The organism is Mucilaginibacter sp. NFX135, from assembly GCF_048565145.1.
Taxonomy (GTDB): domain Bacteria; phylum Bacteroidota; class Bacteroidia; order Sphingobacteriales; family Sphingobacteriaceae; genus Mucilaginibacter.
The window spans coordinates 5841350-5858959 of record NZ_CP183412.1; the positions used below are offsets into that span (position 1 = coordinate 5841350).

General features: G+C 40.9%; 18 protein-coding genes. 7 read left to right on the forward strand and 11 right to left on the reverse strand.

Features of this window, described 5'->3' with window-relative positions:
- Positions 1 to 54: 54 nt before the first annotated feature.
- From ACNURT_RS24340 to ACNURT_RS24360, 5 genes are all read left to right on the forward strand, one after another.
- Positions 55 to 432: a VOC family protein gene (locus ACNURT_RS24340; RefSeq protein WP_419699858.1), complete on the forward strand. Its 378-nt coding sequence runs from the start codon at positions 55 to 57 to the stop codon at positions 430 to 432.
- Between the two features lie 12 nt (positions 433 to 444).
- A complete protein-coding gene (locus tag ACNURT_RS24345) occupies positions 445 to 1953 on the forward strand; it encodes a sigma 54-interacting transcriptional regulator (RefSeq protein ID WP_419699859.1) in 1509 nt (502 codons plus the stop codon).
- Positions 1954 to 2099: 146 nt separating this feature from the next.
- Positions 2100 to 3377, forward strand: coding sequence for a metallophosphoesterase (locus tag ACNURT_RS24350; protein ID WP_419699860.1), 1278 nt, complete (start codon positions 2100 to 2102; stop codon positions 3375 to 3377).
- A gap of 31 nt (positions 3378 to 3408) precedes the next feature.
- Positions 3409 to 4293, forward strand: a complete 885-nt coding sequence (locus ACNURT_RS24355; RefSeq protein ID WP_419699861.1) for a hypothetical protein — start codon at positions 3409 to 3411, stop codon at positions 4291 to 4293.
- Between the two features lie 4 nt (positions 4294 to 4297).
- Entirely contained in the window at positions 4298 to 4921 is a 624-nt protein-coding gene (locus ACNURT_RS24360; RefSeq protein WP_419699862.1) for a class I SAM-dependent methyltransferase, read from the forward strand.
- A gap of 271 nt (positions 4922 to 5192) precedes the next feature.
- On the opposite strand, the gene ACNURT_RS24365 is transcribed toward ACNURT_RS24360, so the two are convergent.
- From ACNURT_RS24365 to ACNURT_RS24375, 3 genes are all read right to left on the reverse strand, one after another.
- Positions 5193 to 5885, reverse strand: a complete 693-nt coding sequence (locus ACNURT_RS24365) for a response regulator transcription factor (protein ID WP_370997271.1) — start codon at positions 5883 to 5885, stop codon at positions 5193 to 5195.
- Positions 5886 to 5888: 3 nt separating this feature from the next.
- Positions 5889 to 7532, reverse strand: a complete 1644-nt coding sequence (locus ACNURT_RS24370) for a sensor histidine kinase (protein ID WP_419699863.1) — start codon at positions 7530 to 7532, stop codon at positions 5889 to 5891.
- 108 nt (positions 7533 to 7640) lie between these two features.
- Positions 7641 to 9425 carry an alpha/beta hydrolase family protein gene (locus tag ACNURT_RS24375; RefSeq protein ID WP_419699864.1) on the reverse strand — a complete coding sequence of 595 codons (1785 nt, stop codon included), beginning with the start codon at positions 9423 to 9425 and terminating at the stop codon, positions 7641 to 7643.
- 267 nt (positions 9426 to 9692) lie between these two features.
- Between ACNURT_RS24375 and ACNURT_RS24380 the strand changes: the two genes are divergently transcribed.
- Together ACNURT_RS24380 and ACNURT_RS24385 are read left to right on the forward strand one after the other, a co-directional pair.
- Positions 9693 to 11498, forward strand: a complete 1806-nt coding sequence (locus ACNURT_RS24380) for a tetratricopeptide repeat protein (RefSeq protein ID WP_419699865.1) — start codon at positions 9693 to 9695, stop codon at positions 11496 to 11498.
- A 117-nt stretch (positions 11499 to 11615) separates the two neighbouring features.
- Complete coding sequence (locus ACNURT_RS24385) at positions 11616 to 11915, forward strand: DUF4286 family protein (protein ID WP_419699866.1); 300 nt, start codon at positions 11616 to 11618, stop codon at positions 11913 to 11915.
- Positions 11916 to 12259: 344 nt separating this feature from the next.
- Here the strand turns inward: ACNURT_RS24385 and ACNURT_RS24390 are convergent, their stop codons facing one another.
- The 8 genes from ACNURT_RS24390 to ACNURT_RS24425 form a co-directional block, all read right to left on the reverse strand.
- Positions 12260 to 13069, reverse strand: coding sequence for an OmpA/MotB family protein (locus ACNURT_RS24390; protein ID WP_419699867.1), 810 nt, complete (start codon positions 13067 to 13069; stop codon positions 12260 to 12262).
- A gap of 168 nt (positions 13070 to 13237) precedes the next feature.
- Positions 13238 to 13903, reverse strand: coding sequence for a DUF2461 domain-containing protein (locus ACNURT_RS24395; RefSeq protein WP_419699868.1), 666 nt, complete (start codon positions 13901 to 13903; stop codon positions 13238 to 13240).
- Positions 13881 to 14285, reverse strand: coding sequence for a DUF983 domain-containing protein (locus ACNURT_RS24400; RefSeq protein ID WP_370997259.1), 405 nt, complete (start codon positions 14283 to 14285; stop codon positions 13881 to 13883). The genes ACNURT_RS24395 and ACNURT_RS24400 overlap by 23 nt, the downstream gene beginning before the upstream one ends.
- Before the next feature lie 94 nt (positions 14286 to 14379).
- Complete coding sequence (locus tag ACNURT_RS24405) at positions 14380 to 14658, reverse strand: hypothetical protein (RefSeq protein WP_166091289.1); 279 nt, start codon at positions 14656 to 14658, stop codon at positions 14380 to 14382.
- A gap of 363 nt (positions 14659 to 15021) precedes the next feature.
- Positions 15022 to 15597: a DUF420 domain-containing protein gene (locus tag ACNURT_RS24410; protein WP_370997255.1), complete on the reverse strand. Its 576-nt coding sequence runs from the start codon at positions 15595 to 15597 to the stop codon at positions 15022 to 15024.
- A 218-nt stretch (positions 15598 to 15815) separates the two neighbouring features.
- On the reverse strand, positions 15816 to 16511 hold the full coding sequence (locus ACNURT_RS24415; RefSeq protein WP_419699869.1) for an SCO family protein: 696 nt from the start codon (positions 16509 to 16511) through the stop codon (positions 15816 to 15818).
- The gene (locus tag ACNURT_RS24420; RefSeq protein WP_370997252.1) at positions 16511 to 16855 is read right to left on the reverse strand and encodes a cytochrome C oxidase subunit IV family protein; all 345 of its coding nucleotides are present in this window, start codon (positions 16853 to 16855) and stop codon (positions 16511 to 16513) included. The genes ACNURT_RS24415 and ACNURT_RS24420 overlap by 1 nt, the downstream gene beginning before the upstream one ends.
- Before the next feature lie 11 nt (positions 16856 to 16866).
- Entirely contained in the window at positions 16867 to 17592 is a 726-nt protein-coding gene (locus ACNURT_RS24425; RefSeq protein ID WP_370997251.1) for a cytochrome c oxidase subunit 3, read from the reverse strand.
- Positions 17593 to 17610: the final 18 nt, after the last annotated feature.

Here is a 17610-nt window from a genome sequence, read left to right on the forward strand (position 1 = left end):
AATCAGGACAAAGACAATCGGTGAAATCAAAAAAGCATCAGTGAAATTTAAGAAATGAAAATTGACCACATTGATCACCTGGTTTTAACCGTAATTGACGTAGAAGCAACCTGCACGTTCTATACCAACGTATTAGGCATGGAAATTGAAACATTTGCCGGGGGGAGAAAAGCGCTAAAATTTGGCAATCAAAAACTCAACCTGCATCAAAAAGGTAAGGAGTTTGAACCGAAGGCACATATGCCAACTCCGGGAGCCATTGATATTTGTTTTATCGCAACAGACACTATTGAACAGCTTAAAGCAGAACTCGAAAATAAGAACATACAAACACAGGGAATATTTGAACGTACCGGTGCTACCGGCAAAATACGGTCGATCTATTTCCGGGACCCTGATCAAAATCTGATCGAGGTTAGTAATTACCTATAACAAAGCATTTAGATGAATAAACTACTGGATATAAAAACGCTCGGTGAGTTAAAAAAAACGGATTACAAAAGCCGATCGGTAAAAGATGAATTACGTGCCAACCTGATTACCCAATTAAAAAAACGCGAAGGCGGTTTTGAAGGTATTGTTGGCTTTGAAGATACGGTTATACCTGATCTGCAAACCGCTATCCTGTCAAGACACAACATATTATTGCTGGGTTTACGCGGTCAGGCCAAAACCCGTATAGCACGCCTGCTGGTGAATCTGCTGGATGAATATATACCTTATATTGAAGGATCGGACTTGTTTGATGATCCGTATAACCCCATTTCATGGTATGGCCATAATGCCGTAACTCAGTTGGGCGATGCTACACCGATAGGCTGGATTCATCGTTCAGAACGTTATACCGAAAAATTGGCCACGCCTGATGTTACCGTTGCCGATCTGATCGGTGATGTCGACCCTATCAAGGCTGCCACACTAAAACTAACTTATTCAGATGAGCGGGTTATCCACTTCGGATTGATCCCACGTGCACATCGTGGTATTTTCGTGATCAACGAACTCCCCGATCTGCAGGCCCGTATTCAGGTTTCGTTATTTAATATCCTACAGGAACGGGACATCCAGATCCGTGGTTTTAAACTGCGTTTACCATTGGATATTCAATTTGTATTTACTGCCAACCCTGAAGATTATACCAACCGCGGCTCTATCGTTACGCCTTTGAAAGACCGTATCGAAAGCCAGATATTAACGCATTATCCCCGCACGGTTGAAATTTCACGTAAGATCACCCAGCAGGAGGCATCTCTTACCGACGAGCAAAAAGCCAATATTGAAGCCGATAGCCTGGTTAAGAACCTGGTAGAGCAGATTGCTTTTGAGGCGCGCAATTCCGAATACATCGATAAAAAATCGGGCGTATCGGCGCGTTTAACTATTTCGGCATTTGAAAATCTGATCAGCAATGCCGAACGCCGCATGATCATCAATAACGAAACCAGCACTTTTGTACGTATCACAGACTTTTTAGGCGTTATTCCGGCCATTACCGGTAAAATTGAACTGGTATATGAAGGCGAACTGGAAGGCCCCGGTAAAGTGGCTAATATCCTCATTGGCAAAGCCATCAAAAGTTTACTGCTGGAGTTTTTCCCTGATCCGGAAAAAGCGAAAAAAGCAAAAGGGGTTAATCCCTATGCCAGCATCATTAACTGGTTTGGCGAGGGCAACAACCTGGCATTAGTTGATGACCTGTCTTTACAGGATTATAAAAAAGCACTTAACGAAGTTGCAGGCCTTAAAGACCTGGTTAAAAAGATACATCCGCGCTTAACCGAGAATCAACAGCTGTTATTGATGGAATTTGTGCTGCATGGCCTATCTGAATTTTCGCAGCTCAACAAAGGTTTCCTGGATAACGGCTTCGCATTCTCCGATATGTTTAACAGTCTGTTTAACTTGCAGCCTGATGACGAAGACGATCTTGATTTAGATGATGATCGTTATTAATTAATTGAAAAAGTATCAAGTTGTTATTTTAGTATCAAGTAATTAGTATCAAGTATCACGACAGGTACAAAATTTTCATTACCAATCAAAAATCTTGATACTTGATACTAATTACTTGATACAAACTACCCGATACTAAAAATAAAATGAGAGAACAGGTTCTCAACATTATACTGATCATTGCGATACTGCTGCTTATTGACCTGTACGTATTGCACGGCATACGCGGCGCGTTTAAAAAATGGAGGTTGCCTCACTCGGGCGACTTTACTTTTTTTTACTGGTTTATTTCTGTTTCGTTAATAGCCGGTTTACTATTGGCTGTTTATGTCAATGTAGGCATGGGTGCCCGTGCCGCATTTTTACTGGGATTTTTCCTAATCTTTTTAGGCAAAATATCTTTTTTGCCCTTCCTGATGATCGACGATCTCAGGCGGATGCTGGTGCTGAGGCGCGACCGGTTAAAAAGAAAATCCGAAGACATCAGCATACCGTCAAAAGAACATGCCATACCCCGCTCAGAGTTTTTAATGAAAGCTGGTTTACTCGCTGGCTCTATACCCCTGGCAGCTATCAGGATCAGTATGCCCAAAGGTTTGTATGATTATCATGTAAAATATCAAACCATGTACCTGCCCAATTTACCAAAAGCCTTTGATGGCATCAAACTGGGGCAGATATCTGATATTCACTCAGGTAGTTTTTACAATAAAAAAGCAGTACTTGGCGGTGTTGAACTATTGTTGAAAGAAAAACCCGATCTCATATTCTTTACAGGCGACCTGGTTAATGGCCAGGCCTCTGAAATGAAAAATTATCAGGACATTTTTTCCAAAGTAAAAGCTCCGCTTGGTGTTTTCAGTTCATTAGGCAATCATGATTATGGCGATTACGGCAAATGGGACTCATTGGCCGATAAAAAGAAAAACCATGATGATCTTATAGCCACTCATAAAAACATGGGTTGGGATCTGCTGCTTAACGAGCATCGCCGGCTGAAGGTAGATGGTGAAGAGATAGGTATTTTAGGTGTCGAGAATTGGGGCGAACTCAATATGTTCCCCAATTACGGTCGGATGGACCTGGCTACCAAAAATACGGATGATTTACCCGTGAAACTGTTGCTATCCCATGATCCGTCACACTGGCGCGGTGAGGTGTTACCTCAGTACCCTCAAATAGACGCCATGTTTTCCGGACATACTCATGGCATGCAGTTTGGCGTACGCACCGAGCATTTTCAGTGGAGCCCTATCAAATATGTTTATAAAGAATGGGCAGGTCATTACCAGGAAGGCAAACAACAATTATATGTAAACGTAGGTTACGGTTTTGTTGGTTTGGCCGGCAGAGTTGGAATATTACCGGAGATTACGATATTTACATTAAAAGCCGGCCAGGAACCTTCGGGATACCGATCCTAACAGATTAAATGCAGGCGGATATTCATAACAAATGAAAAAAATATTTCAACCTGTTTTTGATTTTCTGCTATTCAGTAATATTTTCATGTCGCTCTGTGCTGTTTCGCAGGCCTTGCTCACCTTTCAACTCATCGGTGAAAAACCAATGTTCCCGGTTTTGGCATTGTTATTTACATCAACCCTGGGTATTTACAACTTTTGTATACTTGTAACAAGGCCAAAGCAGCCGGAGTCATCCCCATATAAACGTGTACGCTGGTTTTTTGCGCATTACAGGCTCATGGTAACTTTTACCATTGTGTCTTTATTATCCCTCGTGCCCTTATTCTTTTTAATTACTACCGAATCAAAAATATTGCTCATTTTCCTGGGCTGCCTGTCATTTACCTATGGCCTGCCATTATTCACTATTGGCGATCATAAATTTGGCCTCCGTAATATACCTGGCTTAAAACCATTCCTGATCACGCTGGTATGGACATTAAGTTGTGTACTGTTCCCGGTATTGGAGCTATTACACCTGCATACCAATGATATTTCCATGCACGATATTACCATACTGATTGCCAAGCGCTTTCTGTTTATCGGGGCGCTTACCATTCCTTTTGATATCCGCGATTTGTTTGAGGATCGTAAGCAGGGGTTAAAAACTATACCGGTTGCCTGGGGCGAAAAAAATGCCTACCTGTTTTGCCAGGTTCTGCTTGCCGGCTATGTTGTTTTATTGTTTCTGTTCAAGGCCAACGGCTTTAGTACTGATTTTTGGGCCTTAACCGCTACCGTTATTTTAACAGGCTGGCTCATATTTAAATCGGCCTGGGAAAAGAATGAGTATTACTATTTCTTTTACATGGACGGCGTGCTCATACTACAGTATGTGATCCTGATGGCATTCCGGTTCCTTTTTGGCCATTAAAGCAATGGCGGCTAACTTCAACAATTCAGCCTGGTTTTATGACCGTCTTTCGCGGTTGATATATGGCCGTGCGTTGATAAACGCTCAATTATATCTGCTTCATTTTATTGAGCCTGGCTCCCGGGTGCTTATTGTGGGCGGCGGAACCGGATGGATATTGGAGGAGCTTACAAAAATACATCCTTCAGGTTTACATATTACCTACGTAGAGGTTGCAGCAGCGATGATGGACTTATCAAAAAAAAGAGACACAGGCAGCAACGAGGTAGTCTATATTCAAAGCGCCATTGAACAGGTAAACCTTACGCCTGATTTTGATGTGGTGATCACCCCTTTCCTGTTTGATAACTTTACGGAGCAAACCTTACATACTGTATTCACTCATATCCATACTTTACTAAAACCGAGGGGCTTATGGCTCAATGCAGATTTTCAGCTTACCGGCAGATGGTGGCAGCAGTTCTTATTGAAAAGCATGTTTATTTTTTTCAGGCTGGTTTGTGGCATTGAAGCCAGTCGGCTCCCAGAGATAAAGATGCATTTCAACACTAATAACTATGCTATGGTAGATGAAAAAACTTTTTTTACTTATTTTATTGTGGCGAGTGCGTATAGAAAAAGTCCCTAACCCCCTAAAGGGGAACAACGAATTCAATTTATTAGCACATAACTACGGTTTGCATTTTAGCCACTCTGAGTCTTTCACAGAGTACCCTGCGCAATAAAGTTGGGCTGGAAATCCCCCATCTCCAAAGGAATAAATAACATGGTTTACAGTGTAAGCCCCACTTTTATATTATCTTATTTTCAGATACATATAAAAATATTAACCATAAAAAGTGTAAACCATGTAAACCCATTAATTAGCAAAGAAGCTCCCCTTTTAGAGGGTCGGGGGGCTACTGATTATATACAAACTTATATCCTATTCCCCTTACCGTTTGCAGATATTGCGGCGAGTCGGCATTGGTCTCTATCTTTTTACGCAAACGTACAATGTGCATATCAAGGGTACGGGTATTTACATCGGCATTGTAACCCCAAACCTCCATCATCAGCTCTTCGCGGTTAATCACCTTGTTTTTATTTTTCAGAAAATAAAGCAATATCCTGTTCTCCAGTATAGTCAGCTCAATTTTGCGGTTATCCCTGATCAATAAATGCGTATTGGGCAAATGCTCCATATTGGCAAAGCGATACGATTCCGATTTCTCACTATTTAATGAGAATTTGATCTTATTGTCGATCATCGCTACCAGTACATCCATATTAAATGGCTTGGTAATATAGTCGGATACACCAAAGTTATAAGCCTCTATCTTATCCACATCCTGGGCTTTAGCCGTCATCATAATGATCAGCTTATCATAGCCTTTTTCTCTAATGCTGCTGCATACCTGTGATCCAGGTTTGCCGGGCAACATCCAGTCGAGCAATACAATATCCGGTTGTTCATCCAGTATAATGCTTTCAGCATCATCGCCATTATCCGCTTCCAGTACTTTATATCCTTCTGACTGTAAACGTTCTGCCACCAGGAAACGCAGGTTTTCATCATCTTCAACCAGCGCGATTTTAATTTCTTTGTTCATATTTTAATTTTCATATGGAAGCGTAACTATAAACTCCGAACCTTCATTAACTTTACTATGAACCACTATATCGCCATCCATAAAATTAACCAGTTCTTTACAAAAAGCCAAACCCAAGCCCACGCTTCCGTTTTGGTTATATTGATTTTCTATCCTGTAAAATTTCTTAAATATATTATTTAACTCCTCTTTAGGTATACCTATACCCCTGTCGATAAATGAAAATACAATATCACCCTTTTTATGCGTAATATTTATGTTCAGCTCCTTTTTTTGCGGATGCGAGTACTTATAAGCGTTTTCGATCAGGTTTTGGAACACACTGCCTAACAATACAGGGTCGGTATAAAAAGTATCCACACCGTTTATTTTACAATTTAATTTAAAGTCGGGATACTTTATTTTAAACGTCTCGGTATACCGGCTTACAAAATCATCCATCACTATTTCTTCCTTTTTGAGGGTTATGGATTTATTTTCCAGTTGTGTAAAGGACAGCAGCTTATTCATCAGATCATTAAGTTTATCGGCTTCTTCATCCAGTATTTTGCCATAATGCTTACGCTGCCTTTCGGTAAGCTCCCCGTCGCCGCGCAGGTTTGACCCCGCAATTTTTATAACACTTACAGGTGTTTTAAACTCATGCGTGAAATTATTAATAAAGTCATACTGCAATTTAAACAGCTTGATATTGACATTTAAATTGCGGTAAATAAGCCAGCCGATCAGCACCAAAAAAAGTGATATCAGTAAAATGATCGCTCCAATGGGCATAAAACGCTTGTTAATTTCATTAGCAAGATAACCATGCTCCGAACTAAAAAATAATTTATAATCAGAAAACGAAACAGGGAGCGAAACTTCGGTTATCAACTTATCACCTTCGCTGTCAACAGGGTCATAAACAACAGGTTGTATGGATACACTCTGATACAGTTCATGCCTGGTGTTTTTTATCTTTAACCGGTAGGGGTCAAGATGAAAAGTCATCATGTTTTGTTTGTACGATGCCTTAACGGTATTGCGTTGCTGTAAATCACGGTATATTTTAATATCCTCTCGCCGCAATATATTGGTATATGTGATCTTATTAGGCTTTACATCCCAAAATGTCTTGAACAACTCATCAGTGTTGGATACACGGGTTGTATCAGAAAAAGCGATATAATTATTGAGCTTAACCGCCATTTCTTTAAAGTCAGATTCATCAGACGGACTGATCCTTTTAGCCCCAAACACCTTCCCTTTTTTATACCAATATTCATATATCGCTTTGACAGAGATATCCAGATTATTTCTGCGGATAGTGATAGGAGCTTTACTGCCTATCAGTACATCATAAAAAACGATACTTCTTACAAATGCATAATCATGAAAAACCGATGCAGCATATTTAGCTGCCGAAGCGGAGTCTAAAAAACCCTGGTAAGAGGTGATCTCAGGTATTTTATTCTGATAAAAATCATAATAAGGTTTTATAGTTTGCTCCAATACCTCTATCTTTTTTGAACCAAATTCATTCTCCACATATTTTGCCGTAAGGTTATATGATACAAAAAGCGCTACAACAAAAGTTACCGATATGAGCACCAAAAATATGATGATCAGCAAAAAACTTTTGCGGTAAGCATTTTTATGTACAGGCATATTTTAAATGTCGGATTTCGGATTTGTTTTGATTTATTATTCTGTTAATTTTTAAGTTCTGCTTCAGAAAAATTCCGAAATCGAACATCCGAAATCAAAATAAAGATATTAGGGTTTAACACGCATGTTATAATCCAGGAACTTTTCAATCTCGGTGTACATTTCCATGCGGTTATGTTCATTTTTGAAAAAAGCCCGTTCATTGGGTTTTAAAAAGTATTTAACATCAACATTTCGTTTACGCAGTTCACGCACAAACTGGTTCAGCTCGCTGATGTTGGCCCGCTGGTCTTTGGCTCCCTGGAAAATAATTAACGGGGCCTTTATCTTATCGGTATGAAACACCGGCGAAATAGCCCGTAGCTGATCAGCATCTGTTTCGGGATTGCCTACCATCTCATATATCATTTTTAAATAGGGTTTTAAAAACGGCGGCGCATCCTTAATAAAAGTAAAAAAGTTAATGAGCCCGTTTTGTACAACGGCACAATTATAAAGCTCGGGATGAAATGATATACCATACAAAGCCGAAAAACCACCAAAGCCATTACCAAAAATGGCTATCTTTTTGGGGTTGGCTATTTTTTGCGCTATAAGCCAGTGTACACCATCCGTTATATCATCCTGTATTTTACCGCCCACCTGCTTAAACCCGGCACTCCTGAAGGCTTTGCCATATCCTGTTGAACCACGGTAATTCACCTGGAAAACAGCGTACCCCCTGTTAGCTAAAAACTGTACGCGCTCATCATATCCCCATGAATCCCGGTTGCGCCAAAGCTCATCATGCGGTATAACCACTACAGGTAAATTTGTATGTTTACTACCTTTGGGTAATGTTAAATATCCGTTTAGCAGCAAACCATCGCGCGCTTTGTAAGATATAGCTTGCATGGAGCAAAGCTTTTCCCGTGTTAAAAACGGGTTAACATCACCCAATTTGGTTAACTTATCGGTGTTTTTTTCATACAGGTAATAAGAGCCGGGGTTACGATCAGTATAAGTATTCAGTATAAATTTATTTTCGGCACTGTCCCTATCTATTATCCTTATCTCATTACCCTTCAAATCGGGCCGTTGCAGCAGGCTGTTATATATTTGCTTAACAGCAGGAATCAGGAAGTGCTTATGTGGTATTGAATCCTCCCAGGAGGCAAACTCAGCCCGGTGCTTATTTCTGGAGTATTCTACATTCAATATGTCGGCCTTGTTACAGCTAAAAATAGTTTTTTGCTCTTTACCATCTTCGGCATTGATCTCAACCAGGGCCATTTTGTCGCGGTTAACGTTCGATAGGGCGTAGAAATAGTTTTTTATCCCTGTAAACGCAATTGGTCTTACTGAGTTTTTAAAGTTATTTTCAATAATAGGCTTAAAAGGGGCATCATCCCCGGTTCGGTAGGAGATCGTTTCATTTACACCGTCTGATGATTTAACCAGGCGTATTTTACCATCTGCATCAGGAAACCACTCTGTTATATTACCCGGATTGATGAGATAAGGCTTTAATTCGCCAGTTTTTATATTGAGACGATAGATATCAAAATTCGCGGGATCGCGCTTGTTCATTTTGATAGTGATCACATCAGGTTCGCTCTTACTGCGGTTAAGCATGCCTACCTTTACCCTGTTCAATGTCAGTACGGTGCGTAGCTTTAGGGATTCCACGTCAATAGCATACATCTCAAAACTATCGAAATCAATTGCTTCATGGCTAAAAACCAATTGATCATTATAGGTCCAGAAATAATCAGGGCGTACAGAAAAATCATCAAAAGAGGTCAACATATGCTCTTTACCATCACTCAATGATTGTACAAAAAGATTCCTCTTCTCTTTATATGATTTCAGATAAGACACGTACTTGCCATCGGGCGATAGTTTATAAACCATCTTTTCCGGAGCCTTAAAAAAATCGGCAATAGGAATTGGCCTTACTTTATTCTTGCAGGAATATAAGGTTAGTACAAAAACAATTAACAATAGATGTCTTACTCGACCCAACATGGTAATCACCCCAATTTTATTATTCTGGTCAAATTAGCTAAATAACTTAATGTTATCAAAATGTCACTACAATTTTACCCACCTGTAATGTTATATAATATTAAAATAAATTCCCCGAAACATAGTAATTATTAATTGACTATTTTTGAGCAGATGAGGGCTTTATTAAATACTGTTATTATTGTCTTGGCGATGACCACCCGGCTTTTTGCGCAGGATAATGACCTGCAATTAGCCAAACAATACGCCACCAATGGCGAACCTCAAAAAGCCCTGGAAATATACCAGAAACTATATAAACAGAACAACGAAGGTTATTACTCCTACTATGTGAACACCCTGCTCAGCCTCAAAAAATTTGATGAGGCCGAAAGTGTGGTAAAAAAGCTGGTACGCAAGCACCCAAACGAACATCAGTACCAAATTACACTGGGCACAGTTTATACCCAACAGGGCAACCTAAGCAAGGCCGACGTCATTTATGACGACCTGATTAAAAACCTGCCTGCTGATCGTAATGAGATATCCATGCTCGCCGGTCAGTTTTATCAAAGTTCTAATCTGGATTATGCGATAAAAATATTTCAGCAAGGCCGCAAAATGCTCAATAATAACGAAGCGTTTACTTATGAGCTCATTAATCTTTATCGTTTTAAAAGGGATAAGGTAAATCTTACCGAAGAATACCTGAATTTTTTACCGGCAAACCCTAATTTTATTTCCCAGGCCGAAAACGCATTCTCAACTATTTATGAAGGCGATCCCGATTATAATATGCTAAAATCGAACCTGCTGCGACGCATACAAAAAGACCCGCAGCAAACGATATATGCCGAACTGCTTACCTGGCAATTTATGCAACAAAAGGAGTTTGATCAGGCCCTGAACCAAGCCTTAGCTTTAAGCCGCAGGCAAAATGACGATGGCACCAACATTTTTGAGCTTTGCCGCACCCTAAACTCCAATGAAGCTTATGATGCCGCTATCCGTGGATACGAGTATATTATTAGCAAGGGTAAAACATCGCCCATGTACATACCCGCCAAAATCGAGCTCATCAACACGAAGAACTTAAAAGTAACCTCGGGCAAATACCTTCCTGCTGATCTGACCAGTCTGGAGCAGGATTATACCGATCTGATTACCGAATTCGGGCGTAACAATAGTACCGTTTTTGCCATGCAGAAACTGGCTAACCTGCAGGCTTTTAAACTGCATAAACTTAACGAAGCCCAAAAGCTTCTTGAAGACGCGGTAAACATTCCCAATATCAGACCTGAGTTATTGGCTTCCTGCAAGCTCGACCTGGGCGATATATACCTCATCAATAAACAGCCTTGGGAAGCTACCCTCTTGTACAGCCAGGTTGAAAAAGATTTTCCCAATACTGATATTAACCAGGATGCCAAATTCCGGAATGCCAAGCTTGCTTACTACACCGGCGATTTCACCTGGGCTAAAGGGCAGCTTAATGTGTTAAAAGCTGCCACATCGCAATTAATTGCCAACGACGCCCTTAATTTACAGCTGTTGATTAATGACAATACCGCTGCCGACAGTGTAGGCAATGCCCTGAAAATATATGCCCGGGCCGATCTGCTGATATTTGCCGAACAACCTGATAAGGCTGTGATGACGCTGGACAGTATCGACAAAAAATTCCCGAACAACAGCCTGAGCGACGATATCCTGATGTCGAAATCCAGGATACTGATACAGCAGAAGAATTATGCCGCTGCCGTACCTCTCCTGAAAAAAATAGCCGATGACCATCCGAATGATCTCTGGGCCGATGATGCCGTTTTTATGCTGGGTGATATTTATGAAAACCGACTCGACGACAAAGCCAGCGCCAAAATCTGGTATGAAAAGATCGTTAAAAACTACCCTGGCAGCCTATGGATCAATGAGGCACGCAAACGTTTCAGGCTGTTGCGGGGCGATAAGGCAGATTCGTAATTTAGTTCATTGGTTCGCTGGCTCATTAGTTTAACTCCTATTATCCCGAGTGAACTATTTATCAATAAACTAATGAACCAGTGAACTAATGAACCAATTAATTACTTTTGTACCATCATGATTGTATACAACGATACTATAATAATTGAGGAAACCATTCACGATGAGTGGCTTAACTGGATCAAGACCGTTCATATACCTGCTATAATGGCTACGGGCTGTTTTCAGTCCTACAAGATACTAACGGTTATTGATTCGCCGAATGAGGGGATTACCTATTGCATCCAGTATAATGCCGAAAGTATTGAGCAGTTTCAACAGTTCTATATGAACCACCTGCATAAATTCCAGGCTATCCATCAGCAGCAGTTTGATGAAAAGTTTGTGATGTTTAATACCCTGATGAAAGAGATGTAATAAAACTTTTTAAACCTTAATTTTTAACACTTTCGGGCCGAAATTGAGTAAAAATCGCTCGAAAAATACTTAAAAACCATCGTTTTAACATTTTTTAACAAATTTTAACGCGGTTTTGAGTGGTTTTTGAAACTTTAAAAAGTATTAATTTATTAATCTGTTTTTGACTATTTTTCCTCTTAACAGAACAGCCCGGCTCTCTAAGATAAGAGCGCCGGGCTATTTTTTTGTATAAATACGCAATTTTCATGGCAGTTCAAATAGCAACGTGAGGAGATTGCTTCGTCGTTCCTCTCGCAATGACATATTTTTATACATGCGCCCTTCATTCCCCCTTCAGGGGGTTATTTGGTGATCAAATTATACAGCTCATCCAATCGTGGAGTGAGCACAATTTCGATGCGCCTGTTTTTGGCGCGGGCCTCGTTGGTTGGGGCCGGATCAATGGGCTGGAACTCGCTTTTGCCGGTGGCTGTTAACCGGTGCGGATCAACTTTTTCAACTTCGGTCAGGTAGCGGGTAACCGAGGTGGCACGCAGTACACTCAGGTCCCAGTTATCTTTGATCTGGCCCAGGTTAATTACCTTTTTATCATCGGTATGACCTTCAATGGCCATGTTAATATCGGGTTCTTTGTTCAGTACAACGGCCAGTTGTTTCAGGGCGGCTTTACCTTTATCGTCAATAACAATACTACCCGATGGAAACAGCAGCTTATCGGCCAGCGACACATATACTTTGCCGTTACGGATATCAACCGTTAAGCCGCTCTGCTGAAAGCCCAGCAAGGCCTGCTGTAATTTATTTTTGAGCGCGTTGGCGGCTTCATCGCGTTTACGCAATATATCTTCTACCTCTTTTAAACGGGCCTCGCGTTTTTCCAGATCGGCGGCCAGACGTTTTAATTTTGATGAGCTGGTGCTCAGGTTGCTGTTCAAAGTACTATTGTTATTGCTCAAATTGGCCAGTTCACGGTGCAGGCGCATGGTATCAGCTCTGAGCTGAAAAACCTGGGTTTCCAGTGTTTCGGTTCGGGTGGTTAAGGAATCTCGCTCGGCAATCAAAGCTTTGTAAGCCTTTGGCGACATGATCTTACAGGAGGAGTAAAAAGTAAGACTCAAAGCCAGGGCCAACAGGTAGTAGGTGATCTTCATTGTGATTATGTTTATTTCGGATTTTTAACAGTTATTAATTTTTAATGGTGTTAAAGAGGGGCTTCGCCGTTTCGGATGTTCAAATTCGGATTTATTTTATTTCGGATTTAGCGTTTAGAATTTAGTGATTAGGATTTAGAGCTTAGTATTTAGAATTTAAAAAAACAACTACGCCATCGCATTCCTTAAAAATACGTTAAGCGGGTAAATGAGCTTACAGTCCTGGGCAATTTGCGCCGCCGCGTTCTTCTTAACGATATCTTTATCACTTATCTTATGCCAGGCTATAAAACTTTTAAGCTTCAGCAGGTCGATATTTTCGTTATCAGGGCTGTAACCTTGCGGAGCGGTTTTTAATTGCTCCTGCGCCCTGAAATCGCCAAATAGTTTGATGAATTCCGGGGAGTCAATGATCTGTTTCAGATCATGCGCGTTGTAATCAATTTCCTGACGTATGGCTTTTAAGTGCGCGGCTTCGGGCATCCAGTATCCGCCGGCAATAAAGGAGTTGCCACCGGGCTGGATCTGCAAATAATATTCAGCTCCGCCAAGCTTTGTACCCTGTGTGGGCAGACTGATGCCAAAATTAATTTTATAAGGTGTTTTATCTTTCCGGAAGCGGATGTCGCGGTAAATACGCATCACGCATTTTTTGGGATCGAGTGTTTCATCGATCGCCGGATCCACCCGGTGCATTTCGGTCAATAGCTCAACTGTAAATTCAATTACATTTTCGCGGGCTTTTTCATAGCGCCCTTTGTTCTCTAAAAACCATTCTCGGTTATTGTTTGCTGCGAGATCCTTTAAAAATTCAAGACTTTCCTGGTTTATCATCGGTATCTAAATATGGCTGGTAATGTATCTTGGGTGATAACCAATATAACAATAGTACCCGCGAATATCTGAAATTTATAGGTGCCAATGCAAAGCAACCCAAAATTATGACACTTAGATACAACCAGGGCGAATCGGCATTATGGGTGATGAGAAAGGTGAGCCAGGCCAGGCCCAAAGCTTCGCCCACATTTAAGGCATAGCTTACATACATAGCGGCATAAAAGTATCCCGGCTCAATTTCAAAGTGTAAATTACAATGCGGGCAATTGAGGTTTATTTTATTAGAAAAGCTGTAGGCACCTCCCTGGAACATATCCCCCCTGCGGCAACGCGGACATTTACAGTGAAGCATAGCCCATGATTTGGGAGTTGGAGGCATGATGATTTATGTGTTGTGTGGGTTGGGGTTCGAGGAACGAGGTTCGGGGAATGTCAAACATTACACGCGACCCTCGCAACACGAAACGCGCACCTTAATTCAGATGCAGTTTTTCCTTACGGATATTAAGATCGACGTTTTTACGGCGATATTTTTTGTACCAGATAAAACCAACAACGCCGGCTGCCAGGTAAGGCGCCCCTAATAAAAACAAAATACCATTGTTTAAACCTTTGGCAGCATTACCACCGCTTTTGGCATTGGTTTCAACCGTGGCGGCGCATTGCGCGCATTGAGCTTTTACAGGTTGCCTGCTGCAAACCATAAGGCCCAGGGCAAATACAAATAATATAATTTTAAAACCTGTTTTCATACGGGCAAATTTAACTAATTATTCATGTCGCAGCAAGTGGTTTATCAGTATCAAGTATCACGACCTTTTTACACTTCTACTACTGCCGCGGGTTTCTAACTATAAGTGTTTGGAAGATGAAAATTAATCAATAAAGGTTGTCATCCTGCGCGATAGCGAAGGATCTTCTGCTTCAGAAAAAGCACCCGGTTATTGCAACTCGAAGAAGATTCTTCACTACGTTCAGAATGACAAAGAGCATTTTTGTATCTGCTTTCAGCTGAATGTAAGCCGAAGGCTTGGGTCATGCAACCTACGAGATACGCTGCGCTAATCTCGTGGGAGTTTTATATAATTTTTGTCTTGATACTTGATACTATCCAATCAAAAATGATAATAAGGCCGTATCATTAAATAAACAATAACGCCTGATGCGGTTACATACAACCATATCGGGAAAGTCCAGCGTACCAGTTTTTTGTGTTTGGCCACCTGCATCTGCAAACCGCGGTGAAAGCTGAGCAAAATAAGCGGCAATACACCTGCCGCCAGTATAATATGCGGAGTAAGGATACACAGGTACAAAGTACGCATGCCACCGGCAGCGGCCCTTTCCGAATCAGACAGCAAGCCATCGCCATTAATATCGCCGTATAAGATCTCGTTACGCATGAGGTAGTGAAACAACACGTACGATATCAGGAATAATGCCGACAGGCTAAAAGTGAGGATATTTAGATTTTTATGCACTTGGATATTCCCCTGCCTGATAAAGTATAGCGATACCAGTAACAGTATGGTACACGTGCCATTCAACACGGCATTAAGCATGGGCAAATAAGGTGTAAACGATGGCGCAACGGCAGGGCCCGGTATCAAGTGCCTGTTGAGCAAAACAACCAGCGCTATCACTACTATGGTAATCACCGCTACAAAGCGAAATATAAATTTATCAGACATATTATAAATTGTAAACTCTAAATGCTAAATCCGAAGCACTAAACTCTAAATACTAAATCCTAAATACTAAATCCTAAACTCTAAATACTAAGAACTAAACACTAAATCCTAAACGACGAAGGCTTCTTTAACACCGGCAAAAATCCGAAATCGAACATCCGAAACGGCGAAGCCCTCTTTAACACCATTAAAAATTAACAAAAGTGAAAAATCCGAAATCAATACAACGGTTTATCAACTTTGCGTAGTTCCTCAGCTATTAATACTTTGATCTCGTCGGTAAGGCGGTTAATATCATTGGTATTGGCGCCCTTATAATAGCCGCGGATGCGTTTCTCGGAATCAATCAGTACCAGGTTATCGCTATAAATAAAATCGTCGTCACTTTCCTTCAACGCGTTTACCAGGAAACCCTGGCGGGCAAGGCCGTAGATAGACGTGGTATCGCCAGTTAAAAACAGCCAACGATTGGAGGCCGGCTTAAAGCTGTCGGCATATTTTTTCAATACCGATACCGAATCGCGCTGCGGGTCGACAGTGATCGAAGTAAAATATACCATCTTATTTTTACGGTAGGTATCCACCAAATAACTCATATTACGGTTAATGGTGCTGCATACCGCCGGGCAATGGGTATAAAAAAATCCGGCTACAAATATTTTACCCTTGAAGGTTGAATCACTTACCGGTTTACCATCCTGCGCGGTAAGCTTAAAGGCGGGCAGCTGGTGATAGATGGTATCGGGTATATATTTACCGTGAAATTTGTGCCCGGTTTTGGCCACTATTTTTTGACCGTAAATAGCCAGTGGCTTATACCTGTTTTTACCTTTAGCGGTAAGTAAATAATACAAAAATCCTGGCACTGCTAATATGAGCACCAGGATTACAATTTTTTTCGCTATTGCGGCCATTATCCCCTCAGTGTAATCCAGTGATGGCTTTCGTTAGTCAATACCAGGATCAAACCTATAATAAATAGTATCGGCACAATGATAGACAGGGCTAAACCCACTTTTTCAAACTTTAAGTGCATGAAGAAAGCAACAATATAAAACGCTTTAAACAATGTTAAAACAATGTATACCGGGTTTGCATACTGTATGGCTAAAATTCCTTTTGGCACCAATATTAAAGCGATGATAAACTCTACTGCAGTAATAGCCGATAAGATAAGAGCCACTTTAATGATTCTTCCTTTGGTCATTGTTGCGTGTTCGCCTTCTTCGTGGTGAACTTCTTGTGAATCTGATGACATATAAATATTTTTTATACTAAGTAAAAGAATGTAAATACGAATACCCATACCAGGTCTACAAAGTGCCAGTAAAGGCCCACTTTTTCAACCATTAGATAGCTACCGCGTTTTTCGTAAGTACCCAACAGTACATTAACGGTAATAATGATATTTATGATAACTCCGGTAAATACGTGGAAACCGTGAAAACCAGTGATGGTAAAGAATAAGTTTGCAAATTCCTGCGCCGTTAAATGACGCGTTGCATCAGTACCTGCACCTTCGGTAAAAAACTCTTTTAATTCATGTAATGCTGGAGTACTTCCCCACCAGAAACCTTCATGATGTAAGTGAGCCCACTCCAAAGCCTGGCAACCCAGGAACATAAAACCACCTATAACAGTAGCTATCATCCACCAGATCACTTCTTTTTTAGCGTTACGATGACCTGCTTCCACAGCTAATACCATGGTAACAGAGCTCAGGATTAGGATGAAGGTCATGATACCTACGAAAACCAGTGGCGCGCCATGGTCAATCATACCTGGTACCGATTGGAAAACCTTATCAGCCGCCGGCCATACGCTTGCGCTGAAACGTAATGCACCATAAGAAATCAATAACGATGAAAAGGTAAATGCATCCGAAAGGAGAAAGAACCACATCATTATTTTTCCGTACTCCACATTGAAGGGTGATCTCCCTCCAGACCATGGAGTTGTTTTTATTTCATCAATTTGTGATACTGCTGTACTCATTTGTACTTAATATATGGG

Bases quoted from the DNA above. Each gene is read 5' to 3' on its own strand.
- ACNURT_RS24355 (WP_419699861.1), top strand. From the start codon at position 3,409: ATGAAAAAAATATTTCAACCTGTTTTTGATTTTCTGCTATTCAGTAAT.
- ACNURT_RS24370 (WP_419699863.1), bottom strand. From the start codon at position 7,532: ATGCCTGTACATAAAAATGCTTACCGCAAAAGTTTTTTGCTGATCATC.
- ACNURT_RS24360 (WP_419699862.1), top strand. From the start codon at position 4,298: ATGGCGGCTAACTTCAACAATTCAGCCTGGTTTTATGACCGTCTTTCG.
- ACNURT_RS24410 (WP_370997255.1), bottom strand. From the start codon at position 15,597: ATGTCTGATAAATTTATATTTCGCTTTGTAGCGGTGATTACCATAGTA.
- ACNURT_RS24365 (WP_370997271.1), bottom strand. From the start codon at position 5,885: ATGAACAAAGAAATTAAAATCGCGCTGGTTGAAGATGATGAAAACCTG.
- ACNURT_RS24415 (WP_419699869.1), bottom strand. From the start codon at position 16,511: ATGGCCGCAATAGCGAAAAAAATTGTAATCCTGGTGCTCATATTAGCA.
- ACNURT_RS24390 (WP_419699867.1), bottom strand. From the start codon at position 13,069: ATGAAGATCACCTACTACCTGTTGGCCCTGGCTTTGAGTCTTACTTTT.
- ACNURT_RS24395 (WP_419699868.1), bottom strand. From the start codon at position 13,903: ATGATAAACCAGGAAAGTCTTGAATTTTTAAAGGATCTCGCAGCAAAC.
- ACNURT_RS24350 (WP_419699860.1), top strand. From the start codon at position 2,100: ATGAGAGAACAGGTTCTCAACATTATACTGATCATTGCGATACTGCTG.
- ACNURT_RS24425 (WP_370997251.1), bottom strand. From the start codon at position 17,592: ATGAGTACAGCAGTATCACAAATTGATGAAATAAAAACAACTCCATGG.
- ACNURT_RS24385 (WP_419699866.1), top strand. From the start codon at position 11,616: ATGATTGTATACAACGATACTATAATAATTGAGGAAACCATTCACGAT.
- ACNURT_RS24405 (WP_166091289.1), bottom strand. From the start codon at position 14,658: ATGAAAACAGGTTTTAAAATTATATTATTTGTATTTGCCCTGGGCCTT.
- ACNURT_RS24380 (WP_419699865.1), top strand. From the start codon at position 9,693: ATGAGGGCTTTATTAAATACTGTTATTATTGTCTTGGCGATGACCACC.
- ACNURT_RS24340 (WP_419699858.1), top strand. From the start codon at position 55: ATGAAAATTGACCACATTGATCACCTGGTTTTAACCGTAATTGACGTA.
- ACNURT_RS24345 (WP_419699859.1), top strand. From the start codon at position 445: ATGAATAAACTACTGGATATAAAAACGCTCGGTGAGTTAAAAAAAACG.
- ACNURT_RS24420 (WP_370997252.1), bottom strand. From the start codon at position 16,855: ATGTCATCAGATTCACAAGAAGTTCACCACGAAGAAGGCGAACACGCA.
- ACNURT_RS24400 (WP_370997259.1), bottom strand. From the start codon at position 14,285: ATGCCTCCAACTCCCAAATCATGGGCTATGCTTCACTGTAAATGTCCG.
- ACNURT_RS24375 (WP_419699864.1), bottom strand. From the start codon at position 9,425: ATGGTTTATAAACTATCGCCCGATGGCAAGTACGTGTCTTATCTGAAA.